Genomic DNA, 17,317 nt, shown 5'->3' with positions numbered 1-17,317 from the left:
AAGCCGTGTATTGAACCAACAGTTTCCTGGCACAAAATGGCTGCCGTATGTCGGGATCAAGGAACCGCTTCTAGTGGCAAACGCCCAACCATTACTACTGTTGGGAGTCTGGCCATGAGTGACGATCGAAAGAAGCAAGCTTTGGAAGCCTGGTACCAACTCCTCAAAGAGCCTGAAATCCGCATGGACAGCGAGGAGCAGTACGACGAATTGCTTAAAGCCGCCGATGAGATGGAGCGTGCCGGTCTTATTACCAGCAGCGAGTGGCGCCGGCTGGTGCGTGAAGCAGGAACGGCGTTTGCGCAAGCGACCGAGGGCGTCAGCGGAGGTACCTGATCGCTGTACGTATTTACGATTCCACGCAGGCGTACACCACCAACTCCACCAACATCTCCTCCCTGGCCAGGCCCGCCACCACCACGGCAGCCCGGTTAGGGTAGGGTGCGTTGAAGTAGTCGGTGTACAGCGCATTCACCGTCGCCAGATAGCTGCGGTCGGTGACGTAAATCAGCACCTGAGTCACCGCATCAAGCGAGCTGCCAGCGGCTTCAAGCGTATGACGCAGATTGTCCAGGGTCTGTCGGGTCTGGGCTTCGATGCCGCCCGTCACCACCTGGCCTTCACGGTCGATGGGGATTTGCGCGGTGTACAGCGTGCCGTTGCCGACGACGGCCCACTCCATCGGTGCGCGGGAGGCGAAGAGGTCGGTCTTGATCGCATATTTCATTGATGAATTCCTGAAGCGTTTTTAAAGAGTTTGATCAAGCGTCGCTGCTTTCACCGGCGCCCCGGCGCCGCGATTCTTCGGTGCTTTCCACCAGCACCCGTTCCCCCAGCTTTTTCAACATCCCCCATACCTCGTCATCCACCTCCAGACCGTCCACGAGCGACTGGCTGTGTTTGCCAGCCAGGCTGAGGCGTGGCAGCAGGGTGAAGTGGCGTGATATCAGCACATTGATGCTCTGCTCATCGCTCATGGCCGGTTGCGGCAGCTCATGCACCCGCAGTGAAGGCTGGCTGTCGCCGGCACTGAATGTCGCGACCAGCTCCTGACGCGCATCCCGCCAGTACACGCAAAAATTCAGACCCTGATCGGCGCAGCGGGCTAGGTAGCCGAGCAGCAGGATGCGGTTATGGCAGTGACGAATACGGATAAACGCGCTGCCGCCACGCAAGGCTTTGCTCACACCCAGCTCGACGGCCTGGACGGCGCAGCGCAACACACTCTGGCCGTGAGCATCGAGGGTCAGTTGCGCGGCGTCTTCGTAGCAGGTTTCGATCGGTCGATCGACCTCGTCGTGAAGGAAGGCGAGGGCTTCTTTCAGCGCGCCGATGCCGTCGAGCCCATGTTGTTGCAGGCGGGCGATCATGTCGGCGGCGTCGTCGCAATCGCCGGGCGCAAAACCCAGCCCTTCGAACGCCTTGCGGCTGATCACCTGCACTTCGTTGAACGAAACACGCATCAGACTTCTCCGCTCAGTGTGGGCATGACGGCAAAATTCCAGTCATCGCTAAAAGGCTGGCCGATTTCACTCACTAAGGGGGCGCCCTGGAACAAGGTGATCCGTACCCAGCGGCTGGATTTCGGATCGAACTTGCCCGCGCCGAAGAACGCCAGTTTGCAGCGCAGCAGGTCAATCGGCAGCATGCTGCGGTCCATCAGGTTGGCGCGGATTTCCCCGTAGGCGCAGCGGGCCATGCCTTGCAAGCGGCAGACCGTGCCTTTGAAATGCGGTCGGGCCAGCAGAAAATGTGCGGTCTGCTGCTGCGGATGCTGCTCCATGTAGGCGAGCAGAGCGGCGTGGCAGCGCTGGATATTGTGCGCAATGCCCAGCTGCATTTCCTTTTCGGCGCCGGGCTCCATGGCGCGCTCGCCCAAACGCGGCTCTTCTTTTTCCGCCGAGCGATACCAGAAAAAATGGTTGGCTTCGGGGTCGTTCAAGTCGAAATCCAGCGCCCAGCGGTAGTGGTCTTCGATCAGTGCGCGCAGCTCGGCCAGGGGCATGTCGGCGTTGAGTCGAAAGCCTTCCTTGACGGCCATCTGTTCGGCCAGCGGGTCTACCTGTTCCGGGTACAACTCCAGCAGCAGGCTGACCAGCAATTCCTGACAGCCCTTGCTGGCACGGGTCTGGGCCCAGGCCTGGACGCGCGGCCAGAGGTCGGCGCAGACCGGCTGACTGTCGAACCACTCGACCAGCAAATCCAGATCCGCCAGGGTGCGCTGATCGATCACGCTTTGGCGCTGATCGTCAGTGACGCTCTGCTGCACATGCCGGTGTGCCCGCTTCAACAATGCCCGCATGCGCTGAACCTCGGGAAGATCGGCAGCTTGCTCCATGACCCGCGCCAAGGCGGTCTCTCTGGCCCATACCCATTGATTGACCAATTGCGGGTGATTAACCAGAAACGGCGCCATGCCCAGCCCGGTGGAGTTGCCCACCCCAAGATAACGCTGCAGGGCAACATCCAGCCCGACCGCCCGTTGCGGATTGCGCGCCCGTGCCATGTGTTCGATCTGCTCGATGCTGAAGTGCCGCAGCAAGTACACGGTGAACATCTGAGCGCTGAACGGTTGCGTGAAATCCGCAGTGCCTTGCAGGCAGCTGAAATCGGCGATACCGAACTTGCCGTTGCCGTACACGGCGGTGGTGCGATACAGGTAGCCGACTTCGGCGAGCTGTTGCGGTTGTGGCTGAACACCCTCGGCGAGGGCATCGAGGAAGCGGTCGAAGTTGCGCAGGCTGCGGTTGGCCCGGGATAGCACCAGCACGCGGGCATCAAACCGGCCGGCTTCCTGCAGCGGAACGTTGCGTCGCAAGTCCGCCAGTTGTTGCTCATCCACATCACCGGCGACCAGCACAAAACTGACGTCCCACTGATCAGCGATCACCCGGTCGCTGCGTTTTTCCGGCGGCAAATAGGCAGAGAAGATCACGCAATGGTAGTGCGCGTGAGGGGTGTCGATTCGATAGATCGCAGTGCCGAAGCCGTCGGCATCCAGGTCGAAACAGCTGCGCTGGATGCGCCATTGCTCGTTCATCATGCGGCGCATGCTGCTGCGCACGAAACTCAAGCGACTCTGGAAATGGCTGCCCAGCCGATCAAGGTCCATGACCTGATCAGCAGGGCGCAGGGCCGACGGCGTGGCTTCGGATGGGGAGTACGACATCGTGGTGATTCCTGAACGATTCATGGTCAGACTGCCTGTTCACGGGCCATGTGCCGGGCGATCTTCAGCGCATCCCACAGGGACGGCAGGATCAGCAGCGACACCGGAACGGCGGTGATCACGATAAACGATTGCAGTGCGGTGACACCGCCCGAACCGATGGTGATCAACACGACAGCGGCCAGGCCCATGCCAATCGCCCAGAACGCCCGCAGCCATTTTTTCGGTTTGTCATTGCTCGACATCGCCATCGCCACGGTGAACGCCATGGCATCACCGTTGGTGGCGACCGAGATAAAACTCAAGAACAGGAACAGCGCCGAGACCAGGCCGCCCAGGGGCAGGTTTTGCGTGACGCCCAGCAGCAGCGACTCGGGTTGCGCGCCGTTGGCGGTGACGATGCCCGGTGTTTGCAGTTCCATGCCGATGCCGGTTCCGCCAACCACGGTGAACCAGAACATGGTGACGATGGGCGCGATGATCGACAGGGTCATGATGACCTCGCGGATCGTGCGGCCACGGGAGATCTTGGCCACGTAGAGCGCCACCATCGGCGCATAGCCAATGAACCAGCCCCAGTAGAACACCGTCCACCAGTCGAGCCATTTCGGATCGGCGCGGAACAGCGTCATCGGGATGAACTGCTCCAGGTGCAAGGCGAACGCGGTGGGGAAGCCGCCGAGGATGAACGCGGTCGGACCGAACACCACCATGAAAATCGCCAGGCCGATCATCAGCCATACGTTGATTTCACTGACGAAGCGGATGCCCTTGAGGCCTACCAGGCAGGACGTGGTGTACATCACCGTCACCAGAATGATGGTGATGGCCTGGGTGGTCAGGTCGTTCTGGATGCCCCAGACCGAGTGCAGCGCGCTGCTGATTTGCAGGCCCAAAAAGCCAATGGGCCCGATGGTGCCGGCGACCACGGCGATGATCGAGGTAGCGTCTGCCAGCGTACCGATCGGGCCTTTGAGTGCGCGTTCACCCAGCAGCGGGTAGAGCAGGGTGCGTGGCGCCAAGGGCAAGCCTTTGTCGTAATGCAGGTGCATCAGGACGATCGCCAGCAGGCTGCCCAATACCGCCCAGGCGAGAAAACCCCAGTGCACGAAAGATTGCGCCAGTGCGACATGCGCTGCGGCTTCGGTGTGCGGCTGCACCCCGACGAACAGTGGCGGCGGGCTGGCGAAGTGCATCATCGGTTCCGCGGCCGCCCAGAATGCACCGCCACCGGCGAGCAGCGCGCACATGATCACGGCGATCCAGTTGAAGGTGCTGGTGTCGGGTCGCTGGTCAATGCCACCCAAACGCACACGTCCGCACTTGCTGAAGCAGATGAACAGGCTGACAGCGAAGGTCAGCAGCATCAGGATTTGCCAGTACAGGCCGAAGAACTTCGTCGACCAGGCGAACAGTGTGTTCACCAGATTCGAGGTGCCTTCGATGTCGACCAGCGCGGCAATCAGGAAGGCGCCCAGGAACCCGCCACTGATCAGGAACAGCGGCCAGTCGATGTCTTTTTTCGGCGTTGCAAGGGCCAGCGGCTGGCCGTCGGCTTGCAGTGTGGTGGATGTTTTCATGATGCCTCCAAAATACGCGCTTGAGGCTGTGCATCGCCGGTCGGGGAGATGAACGGGAGGCTATTGTTTTTGTTGTTCATGGTGTCCTCACGGTGGATATCAGGGGTCAGACGATTGCAGAAGTGGCGGTTTCCAGCAGACGCAGCCAGTTGAGTCCCATGATGTTGCGCACATCGTCCTCGGTGAATCCGCGCGCGCGCAGGCCCTGGGCGATCACCGGGAAATCCCGGCTGTCGCGGAACCATTGCAGCGGTGACGGCCAGTTGGCGTTGTCAGCCGATCCTTCGCCGTAGTCCTTGTCTTTGCTCCAGCGTCCATTGCGCATCCATTCCAGTACGCTCAGGGGTTGTTGCTGGCACAGGTCGGTGCCGATGCCGATGTGCTCGACGCCCATCAGGTCGGCGGTATTGGCGACCATGTCGCAGAACGACTCGAGGGTGCAGCCCGACGCGCCCTTGAGGTGGAACGGATAGGTACTGAAACCGAGCAGGCCGCCGGATTCGGCGATGCCGCGCAACACCGCGTCGGATTTGTTGCGCTTGGCCGCGTGGAAACTCGACGGGTTGGCGTGGGACACAATGACCGGCCGGCTCGACAACTCGATCGCTTCGAGGGTGCTGCGCTCGGCGCTGTGGGACATGTCGATCAGCATGCCCACGCGGTTCATTTCGCTGATCACCTGGCGGCCGAAGCGGCTGATGCCGTTGTCTTCAGCCTCGTAGCAGCCGCTGGCAAGCAAACTCTGGTTGTTGTAGGTGAGCTGCATCACCAGAACGCCCAACTGACGGAAGATCTCCACCAGGCTGATGTCGTCTTCGATGGGTGAGCAGTTCTGGAAGCCGAAGAAGATCCCGACGCGGCCCTCCTGGTGCGCCAGACGAATATCAGCCGCCTCGCGAACCGGACGGATCAGCTCGGGCCAGGTCTCGAAACGCCGGTTCCATTCGCCCAGTCGCGAGAGGGTTTCCCGGGCGTTTTCGTGGTACGCGATGGTCGCGTGCACGGCGCTCAGGCCACCGGCCTGCATCTGGCGAAAGATGTCTTCGCTCCAGTTGGAATATTGCAGGCCATCGATCATCAATAAGTCGTGCATGGTGATCTCCGATTCAGGGACGCACGTATGTGGTCTTGACCACGGTGTAGAACTCGCGGGCGTACTGCCCTTGTTCACGCGGGCCGAAGCTCGAGTTTTTGCGACCGCCGAATGGCACGTGGTAATCAGTGCCGGCGGTGGGCAGGTTGACCATCACGCAGCCGGTGCGGGCACGGCGCTTGAAGTCACTGGCATGGCGCAGCGACTGGGTGATGATTCCCGCCGTCAGGCCGTACTCGGTGTCGTTCAGCGTGGCGAGGGCTTGTTCGTAGTCGCTGACCCGGATGACACAGGCAATCGGCCCGAAGACTTCTTCGCGGTTGATGCGCATGTCGTTGCGGCTGTTGATGAACAGCGCCGGGCGCATGTAGTGCCCGGCAGGTTCCAGTGCCAGCAACTCACCGCCTTCGACCAGCGTGGCGCCTTCGGCCTTGGCCAGTTCCAGGTACTGCAGGTTCTGCTCCAGCTGGCGGGCTTCCGCGACCGGGCCGATGTGCACGCCTTGTTCGAGGGCATGGCCGACTTTCAGTTGGCGCATACGTGCGGTCAGCGCCGCGACGAAGCGATCGTGAATCCCGTCGCAGACGATCAGGCGTGATGAGGCGGTGCACTTCTGACCGGTGCCGAAGAAGGCGCCGTTCAAGGCACATTCAACGGCAATTTCCAGGTCGGCGTCATCGAGCACGACCAAAGCGTTCTTGCTGCCCATTTCCAGCTGGCAGCGCACCAGGTTGGTGGCCGTGGCCACGGCGACGCGACGGCCGGTTTGCAGTGAGCCGGTGAACGTCAGCGCATCGATATCCGCTGACTGGATCAGGCTTTCACCCACGACACTGCCGCTGCCCATGACCAGATTGAACGTGCCCGCTGGCAGCGCCTGACGGCTGATGATTTCGGTGAGTGCCCAGGCACTGGCCGGGACCAGGTTTGCCGGTTTGAACACCACCGCGTTACCGAAGGCCAGGGCCGGGGCGATCTTCCAGGCGGCGGTGGCCATGGGGAAGTTCCAGGGGGTGATGATACCGACCACGCCCACCGGTTCGCGCTGCACTTCAATGTCTATACCAGGGCGCACGGACGCGGCGGTCTCGCCCATCTGGCGAAGCACTTCGGCGGCGTAGTAATGGAAGAACTGGGCCGAGCGATTGACTTCGCCGATGCCCTCGGCGAGAGGTTTGCCTTCTTCCCGGGAAAGCAGGTGACCGAGCTCTTCCTTGCGCGCCATCAGCTCGTTGCCGATGGCCATCAGGACTTGTTGGCGTTGTTCCAGGCCGGTTGCTGCCCAGAGCGGCTGAGCGTCGCGGGCGGCGGCGATGGCGTTGTTGGTTTGTTCGGCGCTGGCTTGCTGGTATTCACCGATCAGGTCGGCGACGTCAGAAGGGCTGCGGTTGGCGATGACGCCCACACCTTCGCACCAGTCGCCAGCGATGTAGTTTTTATAAGTTTGCGTTGCCATGGGGAACCTCCGATTGCGTGGTTCCCATCTTGCGAGTATTAATCTGCAAATAAAAATTAATAATAGAAATGAAATGATAAGGAAAACTTACCATGCTGCCCGAGCTGAAAATCACCCAGCTTCGCTATTTCGTTCTCGTCGCGCAGCTCAAAAGTTTCCACGGCGCGGCTAAACAGGCCTATCGCACGCAGCCTGCATTGTCCCTGGCTGTTCGTGAACTGGAGCAGAAGCTGGGTCAGGCGCTGTTCGAGAAGGGCGGCAAGACCGAGTTGACGCCTTTTGGCGAGCATTGCTTGCCGCTGTTTCAGGACCTGCTCGCACACCACGATCGCATCGCCAGTGAGGTGAGCTTGCTGGCCCGGCACGAAATCGGCCAGGTCAGCATCGCTACCGTGCCTTCGGTAGCAAGCCGATTATTGCCACAACTGCTGGCGCGGTTTGTCAGCGAGCACCCGAAGATCCAGATCAGCATTCAAGACGGAAACGCGGACAGCGTGCAGCAACTGTTGTCCCAAGGGCAGGTGGATTTCGGCATCAGCAGTGTCTGGATGCCGGATGAGAACATTGAGTTTGTGCCGATCCTGAGCGATCAGGTGGGCGTGGTGTGTCGCAAGGATCACCCGCTGGTTGCCCAGGGTGGAGCGTTGCATTGGTCTCGCTTGCAAGACTACCCGCTGGTGCGCAACGGCACCTCGCGTTTGCTCGAAGGCACGCAAGCGGCGGGGTTGCTGGAGAGCAGTCTGTTGTTTGTCTCAAACATGATTTCGCTGATCGCGATGCTTGAGGAGGGGATCGGGATTACCACGTTGCCTTCGTTGGCGTTTCCGGTTGGCAATGAACAGCTGGTGTTCTTGCCGCTGGCGGAGCCGAAGGTCGAACGGCAGATCGGAATCCTGTGCCGCAAAGGCCGCAGCCTGTCGCCGGCGGCGGCGGAGTTGATGGCGTTTTTGCGGGGGAATATGCAGGTGAAGTGAGGGTGGATTGATAGCTGGCAGTGGGGTTGTGTCAGATGACATTGGTGCTGGATGACAGTCCGTCATCGCGAGCAGGCTCACTCCTACATGGGGATGTGTGGCCGTACACAAATTTTGAGCCCGCTGTAGTTCACTGTAGGAGCGAGCCTGCTCGCGATGAGGCCATGTCAGGCGACATGCATGGCGGGTCGTACCTGACGAAGACTGCTCCTCAGAAATGAAGGATTCACGCTTTTGCAGCGTTTGGACACTAACAGTTCTGATAGTAGGCAATACTCAGCGATTGCAGCACAGTTCACCTCTGAATCGATGGCATCTTCAGAGGGCCGGCATCATGCGCGAAGATCAGGAAATCTTGCTATGCAACTACCGTTACGACCCACTGGACCGGCTGGTGAACTGCGGATTATCGACGCAGGAGAACACCCGACGGTTCTACCTCAAGGATCGGCTGGCTACCGAAATCCAGGGTGCGATCTTGCATTCTGTTTTTCAGCATGACGATCAGTTGCTCGCGCAACGAACGGTCGAGAACGGGGTCGTTGCAACGAGAGTGCTTACCACCGATGGTCAGCGCTCGGTGTTGCGCGGAGTTGATGCAAGTGGTGCGCATGAGCACCTCTACACACCGTACGGGCATCGAGTTGCCAGCAGCGGCTTGCTGAGTTTACTGGGCTTCAATGGTGAACGACCTGATCCAGTGACGGGGCATTATCTGTTGGGCAATGGCTATAGGGCGTTTAACCCGGTGTTGATGCGGTTCAATAGCCCGGACAGCTGGAGTCCGTTCGGGAAGGGTGGATTGAATGCGTATGCGTATTGCGCGGGAGACCCGGTTAACTATGAAGATCGGACGGGCCGAGTGCGTGGGCTTGCAGCGCTTCTTGGCTTAAAAAGTTCAGCTAAAGGCGCTGGTGCGCCTTCATCAGTCGCTGCAAATGCTACGTCCCAGGCAACAAAGGCGATGAGAAACATCACGAAGCTTGCAGACGATGCCTATACGTTTGAAAGCACTCACAAGGGACAATCCCGGTTGACTATTTATGCGCATGGCAGTGAAACCCATTCAGGGAAAATCATTGTCAATAATTCACTCTGGGGAGCGGACGACATAATAAAAAATATTGACCTCCAACCCTATGATCGCATTCGCGTCCTGGCGTGTTTTTCGGACCAGTTAGGTGCGGAATTGGCCTTGAAAACCGGAAAGGAAGTGAAGGCTTACATAGGTCCGGTGTTTTCAAACAATGAGCCAAGCAAAATGTCGAAAATATTCAATTTCTACAACTCCACCAAGTTAAAGGATCTTGGGACGTTCGACGATACTTTAAGAATACGGAAAAAAAATCCGTTCAACCCCAATACCGAGAAGGCAGAGTATCTTCGCTTCAACTATCAGGCTGTTCGGTTTCTTCTTTGATGGCCGTTATTTGACATAGCGATACCCAGTATTCACAGAGATGAGTCAGTGCATGTAATACGCTTAGCTGAAGTTGTCTGGCCCGGCACGAAATCGGCCAGGTCAGCATCGCTACCGTGCCTTCGGTAGCAAGTCGATTATTGCCAGCAACTGCTGGCGCGGTTTGTCAGCGAGCACTCGAAGATCCAGATCAGCATTCAAGACGGAAACGCGGACAGCGTGCAGCAACTGTTGTCTCAAGGGCAGGTGGATTTCGGCATCAGCAGTGTCTGGATGCCGGATGAGAACATTGAGTTTGTGCCGATCCTGAGCGATCAGGTGGGCGTGGTGTGTCGCAAGGATCACCCGCTGGTTGCCCAGGGTGGAGCGTTGCATTGGTCTCGCTTGCAAGACTACCCGCTGGTGCGCAACGGCACCTCGCGTTTGCTCGAAGGCACGCAAGCGGCGGGGTTGCTGGAGAGCAGTCTGTTGTTTGTCTCAAACATGATTTCGCTGATCGCGATGCTTGAGGAGGGGATCGGGATTACCACGTTGCCTTCGTTGGCGTTTCCGGTTGGCAATGAACAGCTGGTGTTCTTGCCGCTGGCGGAGCCGAAGGTCGAACGGCAGATCGGAATCCTGTGCCGCAAAGGCCGCAGCCTGTCGCCGGCGGCGGCGGAGTTGATGGCGTTTCTGCGGGGGAATATGCAGGTGAAATGAGAGAGGGTTGATAGCCTGCGGTGGCGTTGTATCAGCCGACATTGGTGCTGGATGACAGTCCGTCATCGCGAGCAGGCTCACTCCTACATGGGGATGTGTGGCCGTGAACAAATTTTGAGCCCGCTGTAGTTCACTGTAGGAGCGAGCCTGCTCGCGATGAGGCCCGCACATCCGACATCACAGTGACTGACACCCCGCCATCGCCGGCAAGCCAGCTCCCACAGGGGATTTGTGGATTCCCCGGATTTTTTGATCGCCGCAGTTCACTGTGGGAGCGGGCTTGCCCGCGATGGGGCCCATACATTCAACATCATCATCGCCTGACACCCCGCCATCGCCGGCAAGCCAGCTCCCACAGGGGATGTGTGGTGTGCCCAGATTTTGAGATCGCTGCAGTTCACTGTAGGAGTGAGCCTGCTCGCGATGGGGCCTGGGTAGCGCCATGAACAGGGGAATGGGATGCCCCTCCACCGGTGTACTACGCTGTCTGAAATCGACTCGCCATAAAAACAACAATCCAGGGAGAATCCCCCATGTTTGCTTCGGTCCATTCATTCCGCCGCTGCGTCGCTGTAGCCCTGGCCGCTGTCGTTTTCGCCACACCGGCCTTTGCCCTGGACACCGTCAAGTTCATGGCCCCAGGCTCTGTGGGCGGTGGTTACGACCAGACCGCCAGGGTGCTGGGCAAGGCCATGGTGGAAGCTGGCACCGCCAAGTCCGCGACCTTCGAGAACAAGGGCGGTGCGGGCGGGACGTTGGGGCTGGCGCAGTTTGCCAACAGCACCAAGGGTGATCCGAATGCGTTGCTGGTGGTCGGTGCGATCATGGTCGCGGGCATTGAGCAGAACAAACCTCAGATCAGCTTGAAGGACGTGACGCCGATTGCGCGGTTGTTCACCGAGTACAACGTGATCGCCGTGCGCAAGGAGTCGCCCTACAAAACCCTGGATGACCTGATCAAGGATTTCAAGGCTAAGCCGACCAGTGTGACCTTCGGTGGCGGCTCCAAGGGGTCGATCGATCACATCGGCATTGCCGAGTTGGCGAGCAAGCTGGATGTGCCGGTCAACAAGGTCAATTACGTAGCCTTCGCCGGTGGCGGTGAGGTGGTGGCGCAAGCCTTGGGTGGCCAGATCAAGGTCATCACGGGCGGCTATGCAGAGCTGGGTCAGTACATCAAGAACGGTCAGTTCCGGGTCCTGGCCATTGGCGCGCCGAATCGGGTCGAGGGCATTGATGCGCCGACGCTGAAAGAGAGTGGCTACGACGTGACCATCGGCAACTGGCGCGGTGTCTACGGTGCCGCGAACCTCACGCCCGAGCAGCGCCACGCCGTCATCGAAGCGGTGGTGGCGGCCACTAAAAGCAAAACCTGGCAGGACAACATCCAGACTAATGCCTGGTCGCCGAGCATCCTGACCGGTGACGATTTCGGCAAATTTGTCGACGAAGAACACGTGCGGTTGCGCGCGATGCTGGTCAAGGTCGGGCTGCTTTGAAATGGCCGGGACTCGCTCGATAGTGCCCGCGCAACTGGCGATCGGCGTCGGCCTGATGGCCCTCAGTGCAACGCTGGCGCTCGGTGCCTATCGGTTTCCCGCCGAAATGGGCTTCGTCATTCTGGCGGCGTACGTCTATCCCTATGCACTGGCGGCCTTCGTCGGCGTTGTCGGCCTGGTGTTGTGTTATCAGGCGCTGACCGGCGGCTTTCGCGATCTCGCCGACCATGAGGATGAATCGGCCCGCGCGCTGCCCGGTGGCAAGGCGGGGGTGGCGTGGGTGACGGCGGGGCTTGTCGCGGTGGCCTTGCTCATCGATGTCATCGGTTTTGTGTTGGCGGCCGCGTTGCTCTTTGCCTGTTCTGCCAGGGGATTCGGCAGTCGTCATCCGCTGCGAGACCTGGCCATCGGCATGGCCCTGACCTTGCCGATTTACTGGCTGTTCAACGCCGGACTCGGGGTTTCCCTGCCGCCGCTGGTCAACGCCTGGATCTGAGGAGATCGACAGCATGGACATTCTCTCGAGCCTGGCGATGGGGTTTTCAGCGGCGCTCACACCGATCAATTTGATGTGGGGTTTTATCGGATGTTTGCTCGGCACCGCCATTGGCGTGTTGCCGGGTATCGGCCCGGCGCTGACAGTGGCCTTGCTGCTGCCGATCACCGCCAAGGTCGATCCGACCGGCGCGCTGATCATGTTCGCCGGGATCTACTACGGTGCGCAGTTCGGCGGCTCGACCACCTCCATCCTGCTCAACACACCCGGCGAATCGTCGTCCATGGTCACGGCCCTGGAAGGCAACCTCATGGCGCGCAACGGTCGAGCCGGACCGGCGCTGGCCACGGCAGCGATCGGATCGTTTGTCGCCGGCACCATCGCCACCATCCTGCTGACCCTGTTCGCCCCGGTAGTCGCCAGGCTGGCGCTGAACTTCGGCCCGGCGGAGTATTTCGCGATTCTGGTGTTGTCGTTCACGACGGTTTCTGCGGTGCTCGGCGCTTCGATGTTGCGCGGCTTTGCGTCGTTGGGGCTGGGGTTGGCCATCGGCTTGATCGGCCTGGACTCGACCTCCGGGATCGCCCGCTACACCCTGGGCGTGCCGGAACTGGTGGACGGCATCGAAGTGGTGCTGGTGGCGGTCGGTCTGTTTGCGGTGGGGGAAGCGTTGTACAGCCTGCTGTATCAGAAAGAAGAAACCTCGGGCCGGCATCGCCTGACCTCGTTGTGGATGACCCGCGCGGACTGGAAGCGCTCGATTCCCGCCTGGTTGCGGGGCACGCTGATCGGCTTCCCCTTTGGCTCGATTCCGGCCGGCGGCGCGGAAATTCCGACCTTCCTGTCTTATTCCACCGAACGCAAACTCAGCAAGTACCCGAAGGAGTTTTCCGCGAACAAAGGCGAGGGGGCCATCGAAGGGGTCGCCGGGCCTGAAGCCGCGAACAATGCGAGCGCGACCGGTTCGCTGGTGCCGCTATTAACCCTCGGCATTCCGACATCCGCCACGGCGGCGATATTGTTGGCGGCGTTCCAGAACTACAACCTGCAACCGGGGCCGATGCTCTTCGAAACGTCCGCCGACCTGGTCTGGACGCTGGTGGCTTCGCTGTACATCGGCAACGTCATTTTGCTGGTGTTGAACCTGCCGTTGGTGGGCCTTTGGGTCAAGCTGCTGCAGATCCCCAGACCGTACCTGAACGCCGGGATTCTGGTGTTTGCCACCATTGGCGTTTACGGCATGCGTCACTCGTCATTCGATCTGTTGCTGATGCTCGGGATTGGCTGGGGCGGGGTGTTGATGCGGCGGTTCGACTTTCCTGTGGCCCCGGTGATCGTCGGCATGTTGCTGGGGCCGATGGCGGAAAAACAGCTGCGCAACGCCTTGTCCATCAGCCAGGGCGACTGGCTGATTTTCGTCACGCAGCCCATATCGGCTGCGTTCCTGGCGTTGACGCTATTGGTGCTGGTAATTCCACATCTGCTGCATGCCCGGGGTATCAAGCTGCATGAGGATGATTGAGCCGGCTTAAAACTGCGGGGTGTATTTCACGCTGAACATCAGGTTGCGTGGATCGCCGTAGTTGTTGTTGCCGTTGAGCTGGTTGTACCCGGCGGTGATGTAGCTCTTGTCGAACAGGTTGTTGGCGTTGACCGCGAGGCCGACTTCCGGGGTGAGCTGATAGCCGACACGCGCATTCCACACGGTGTAGCCCGGCACCTCATAGGTGTGTTCGTAACCCAGGGTGTGACTCTGTGTGGTGAAGCCCAGACCGGTGCTGAGACGGCTGAAGTCGCCACTGAACTGGTAGTCGCTCCAGACCCGCAACATGTGCTTGGGCGTCCAGGTGCTGAAGGTCTTGCCTTCGTTGTCCGGATCGTCGAGGTACTTGGTGGTGTTGTAGGTGTAGCCGGCGAACAGTTGCAAGCCATTGAGCACTTCACCGCTGATTTCGGCGTCGAGCCCCTGGCTGCGGACTTTCCCCGAGGCGGTGGAGCAATACCAGCCGTCGCAGGCAAAGCCCGAGGCCACATCGTTGACCGCGCGGTTTTCCTGGTCGTAGCGGAACAGCGCCAGGGACGTATTGACCCGGCCATCCATCAGTTCGCCCTTGAGGCCGACTTCGTAGTTGCTGCCGATCACCGGTTTGAGCACCGAGCCGCTGACAGTGCGCGAAGTCTGGGGTTCGAACACGTCGGTGTAGCTGGCGTAGACCGCCCATTCGCGGTTCAGGTCATAAACGATGCCGGCGTAAGGGGTGACTTCACCGTTTTCGCTCATTTTGCTTGGGGCGTCGGGGGTGGCGAAGTCTTCAAAAGCGTTTTGGGTTGCCGACTTGTAGCTGTAGTCGTACCAGCTGACGCGGGAGCCGAGCACGAGGGTGAGTGGCTCGAACGGCTTGACCCGCCAGCTGCCATAAAGGCCTTTCTGGCTGATGTCGTACTTGCTGGGAGTGGCGCGACCACCCGGGGTGTTGAGTATTCCCTCGTAGCTGATCTCGGGACGATGGTGGTCAATGCCAAAGATCGTGTCCGTACTGTTGTTGAAGGTGCGGGCGAATTTGTCGTCGGAATGCAGCTTTGAGTAGTTGCTGCCGATCATGACTTCCTGCGGCATGGACAAGGCATCGAAGCGCCCGGTGAGGTTCATGTCCAGGCCGATCTTGGTGGCGTCAAAGTCCGAGACGAAGTCGGCATATTGCACGCCGCTGCCATCGTCATTGATGCTTGCGCCTGAGGATTGCAGCCGTTGGTTTTTGGCTTCGTTGTCTTCAGTCATTTGCACGGCGCCGACCTTGAATGCCCAATCGTCATTGAACCGGTGTTCCAGGTCTGCATAGACCGTGGTGACGTCAATTTGCGAGTGGTTCCAGGTCGAGCCGGTGAAGGTGGAACGGGGCACGTTGACCATGCTGCCGTCGGCGTAGCGCGGCAGGCCACGGATCATCGGGCGCGACTCGGCCTCGGTGCGGCTGACCGCCAGGCCCAGGGTAGTGTCCTCACGCAGATCGAAATCCAGTGCGCCGTACAGCGAGTGGGTTTTGCTCCATTCGTAGTCGATGAACGAATGGCTGTCGTCCTCGTCGGCGACCAGGCGTCCACGCACCGTGCCGCTCTGGTTCAGCGGGCCGCCAGCGTCGAGTTGCAAGCCATAGCGGTCCCAGGAGCCGGCCTTGCCGGTGAGGGTCACGGTGGGTGCGTTCTGGCCGCGTTTGCGGACCAGGTTGATCGCGCCACCCGGGCTGCCGGTGCCCTGGAGCAGGCCGGAAGCACCGCGCAGGATTTCCAGGCGATCAAAGAAAATCAGGTCCTGAGTCGCCCAGTTTCCCAGTGCATAGGTGTTGCGCGGGATCGGGACGCCGTCGTATTGCCAGTCATCGATCTGAAAGCCGCGTGAGGTCAGGATCATGCCTTTGCCCACGCCCTGAACGCCGACCAGGCCGGTGGTGTGATTGGCGGCATCCTTGAGGTCAGTCAGGTCCTGATCGTCCAGTTGCTTGCGGGTCATCACGGTGACCGACTGGGGAATTTCCTTGAGGGTGTGTGTGCCTTTGCCGATGGTTACTGCCCGCGCGGCGTAGGAGCCGGAGCCTTCGGTGGTGGCGTCGACGCTGCGTTCAACGATGTTGGTTGCGCCCAGTTGCAACGCCGCGCTGTTGTCCGGAGCCGGCTCGACGCTGAAATTACCTTGACCGGTCACGCGCAATTGCAGTCCGCTGCCGGCCAGTGCCTTGTTCATCGCCTGCTCGGGGAGCATCTGGCCAACCACTGCTGGCGCCTGTTTGCCCTGTACCAGCACGGGTTCGAGGGAAACGATATGGCCGCTTTGGCTGGCAATTGCATTCAACGTGGCGGCCAACGGTCCGGCCGGCAGGTTGAAAGTCAGAGGTTGCGCCTGGGCCAGGGCAGGGCTGGCCAGGGTGGCAAGGGCAACGGCGACGGAAAGGGCGTGGGGCCACGGGTTGAACACAGCATTCTCCTGATGATTTGTAAGTGTCAGGAGATAGGTGGGATGAGAATCAAAAACCGGACACGAATAAGAATTATTGTTAAAAATTATCAAGCATCACTCTGGCCATGTGGCGAGGGAGCTTGCTCCCGCTGGGCTGCGAAGCGGCCCTCTGCAATCGTCCTGACACACCGCGCCAGCAGGTTTTGCGACTGCTGCGCAGCCGAGCGGGACGGTGCGACGATTCGATAAACTCCCTCGCCACAGGTTCTGGGCGTGGCTTTTGGGCGGTTACCTTGTCTCCTTGGCCCGAACGAGGGTCAGCCAGGGACTGTAGCGATCCACCCGGATCGGCAGGGTTTCGGCCAGTGCGTTGAGGGTGCGGTTCGGGTCGTCGAGGGGAAAAACACCTTGAACGCGCAGGTGACGAACTTCGGGTGCTATGCGGACAAATCCCCGGCTGTAAGGGCGCAATGCGTCGACGACTTGCTCAAGGGGTTCGTCGAGCACATTCAGTCGTCCGACCATCCAGTCTGCGCGAGCGCGCTGGTCGCCGATCATGGGCGTGATGGTTCTGTCAGACAGCGTGGCCGACTGACCTTCTTGCAGCGTCCGGGTCGTGCCGTCCTGAAGCTGCAGCTCGACCGAATGCTGCAGCACAATCACCCGAGTGGCGTCCTGTTCCTGAGCCACCAGGAACCGCGTCCCCAGCGCCCGCACTTCACCGTGGTCCGTGCGTACGCGCAATGGCCGATGGGGATCGGGCGCTACCTGAATCACCAGTTCGCCATGGCGCAGGACCACCAGCCGTTGCTTGTCGTCGAAGCGCAGGTCCACGGCGCTGTTGGCGTTTAGGCTCAGGCGGCTGCCGTCCGCCAGATTGAAATCCTGCCGCTGGCCCCGTCCGGTGTGCAGGTCCGCCAGCAGTGAGTCTCCCAGCGGGCTGCGTGCGCCGAGCCACAAACCGCCGCCCAACAGGCCC

14 protein-coding genes and 1 pseudogene are annotated in these 17,317 nt (G+C 60.3%); 7 read left to right on the top strand and 8 right to left on the bottom strand.

Going from position 1 to position 17,317, the window contains the following annotated elements; all coding sequences use genetic code 11:
* The first annotated feature begins 114 nt into the window (after positions 1 to 114).
* Complete coding sequence (locus GBC55_RS26130) at positions 115 to 336, top strand: hypothetical protein (protein WP_162440376.1); 222 nt, start codon at positions 115 to 117, stop codon at positions 334 to 336.
* Positions 337 to 349: 13 nt separating this feature from the next.
* On the opposite strand, the gene GBC55_RS26125 is transcribed toward GBC55_RS26130, so the two are convergent.
* The 6 genes from GBC55_RS26125 to GBC55_RS26100 form a co-directional block, all read right to left on the bottom strand.
* A complete protein-coding gene (locus GBC55_RS26125; RefSeq protein ID WP_162440377.1) occupies positions 350 to 727 on the bottom strand; it encodes a RidA family protein in 378 nt (125 codons plus the stop codon).
* Positions 728 to 761: 34 nt separating this feature from the next.
* Positions 762 to 1,463 (bottom strand): DUF3726 domain-containing protein, encoded by a 702-nt coding sequence (locus GBC55_RS26120; protein ID WP_162440378.1) that lies wholly within the window; start codon positions 1,461 to 1,463, stop codon positions 762 to 764.
* The gene (locus tag GBC55_RS26115; RefSeq protein WP_162440379.1) at positions 1,463 to 3,169 is read right to left on the bottom strand and encodes a hypothetical protein; all 1,707 of its coding nucleotides are present in this window, start codon (positions 3,167 to 3,169) and stop codon (positions 1,463 to 1,465) included. The genes GBC55_RS26120 and GBC55_RS26115 overlap by 1 nt, the downstream gene beginning before the upstream one ends.
* Before the next feature lie 26 nt (positions 3,170 to 3,195).
* On the bottom strand, positions 3,196 to 4,749 hold the full coding sequence (locus GBC55_RS26110; protein WP_162440380.1) for a BCCT family transporter: 1,554 nt from the start codon (positions 4,747 to 4,749) through the stop codon (positions 3,196 to 3,198).
* Positions 4,750 to 4,855: 106 nt separating this feature from the next.
* Positions 4,856 to 5,842 (bottom strand): dipeptidase, encoded by a 987-nt coding sequence (locus GBC55_RS26105; RefSeq protein WP_162440381.1) that lies wholly within the window; start codon positions 5,840 to 5,842, stop codon positions 4,856 to 4,858.
* A 13-nt stretch (positions 5,843 to 5,855) separates the two neighbouring features.
* Positions 5,856 to 7,298: an aldehyde dehydrogenase family protein gene (locus tag GBC55_RS26100; RefSeq protein WP_162440382.1), complete on the bottom strand. Its 1,443-nt coding sequence runs from the start codon at positions 7,296 to 7,298 to the stop codon at positions 5,856 to 5,858.
* Positions 7,299 to 7,390: 92 nt separating this feature from the next.
* Here GBC55_RS26100 and GBC55_RS26095 point away from each other — a divergent pair, with 92 nt between their 5' ends.
* The 6 genes and pseudogenes from GBC55_RS26095 (at position 7,391) to GBC55_RS26070 (ending at position 13,908) form a co-directional block, all read left to right on the top strand.
* Entirely contained in the window at positions 7,391 to 8,272 is an 882-nt protein-coding gene (locus tag GBC55_RS26095) for a LysR family transcriptional regulator (RefSeq protein ID WP_162440383.1), read from the top strand.
* A gap of 334 nt (positions 8,273 to 8,606) precedes the next feature.
* The gene (locus GBC55_RS26090; protein WP_162440384.1) at positions 8,607 to 9,692 is read left to right on the top strand and encodes an RHS repeat-associated core domain-containing protein; all 1,086 of its coding nucleotides are present in this window, start codon (positions 8,607 to 8,609) and stop codon (positions 9,690 to 9,692) included.
* An 80-nt stretch (positions 9,693 to 9,772) separates the two neighbouring features.
* A pseudogene (locus GBC55_RS26085) lies at positions 9,773 to 10,391 on the top strand (LysR substrate-binding domain-containing protein); the annotation flags it as partial.
* 533 nt (positions 10,392 to 10,924) lie between these two features.
* Positions 10,925 to 11,890 (top strand): tripartite tricarboxylate transporter substrate-binding protein, encoded by a 966-nt coding sequence (locus GBC55_RS26080; protein WP_162440385.1) that lies wholly within the window; start codon positions 10,925 to 10,927, stop codon positions 11,888 to 11,890.
* Between the two features lies 1 nt (position 11,891).
* Positions 11,892 to 12,386 (top strand): tripartite tricarboxylate transporter TctB family protein, encoded by a 495-nt coding sequence (locus GBC55_RS26075; protein WP_162440386.1) that lies wholly within the window; start codon positions 11,892 to 11,894, stop codon positions 12,384 to 12,386.
* Between the two features lie 13 nt (positions 12,387 to 12,399).
* Positions 12,400 to 13,908, top strand: coding sequence for a tripartite tricarboxylate transporter permease (locus GBC55_RS26070; protein ID WP_162440387.1), 1,509 nt, complete (start codon positions 12,400 to 12,402; stop codon positions 13,906 to 13,908).
* A 6-nt stretch (positions 13,909 to 13,914) separates the two neighbouring features.
* Here GBC55_RS26070 and GBC55_RS26065 read toward each other — a convergent pair whose 3' ends face one another.
* Entirely contained in the window at positions 13,915 to 16,356 is a 2,442-nt protein-coding gene (locus GBC55_RS26065) for a TonB-dependent receptor (protein WP_162440388.1), read from the bottom strand.
* A gap of 270 nt (positions 16,357 to 16,626) precedes the next feature.
* Positions 16,627 to 17,317, bottom strand: a 691-nt coding sequence (locus GBC55_RS26060; protein WP_247267010.1) for a FecR domain-containing protein, incomplete at its 5' end; no start/stop codon positions are given.

Source organism: Pseudomonas sp. TNT3, assembly GCF_010095445.2.
GTDB lineage: Bacteria > Pseudomonadota > Gammaproteobacteria > Pseudomonadales > Pseudomonadaceae > Aquipseudomonas.
Note: the sequence above shows the minus strand (reverse complement) of the source record. Positions and strands in the feature narration are given on the sequence as shown.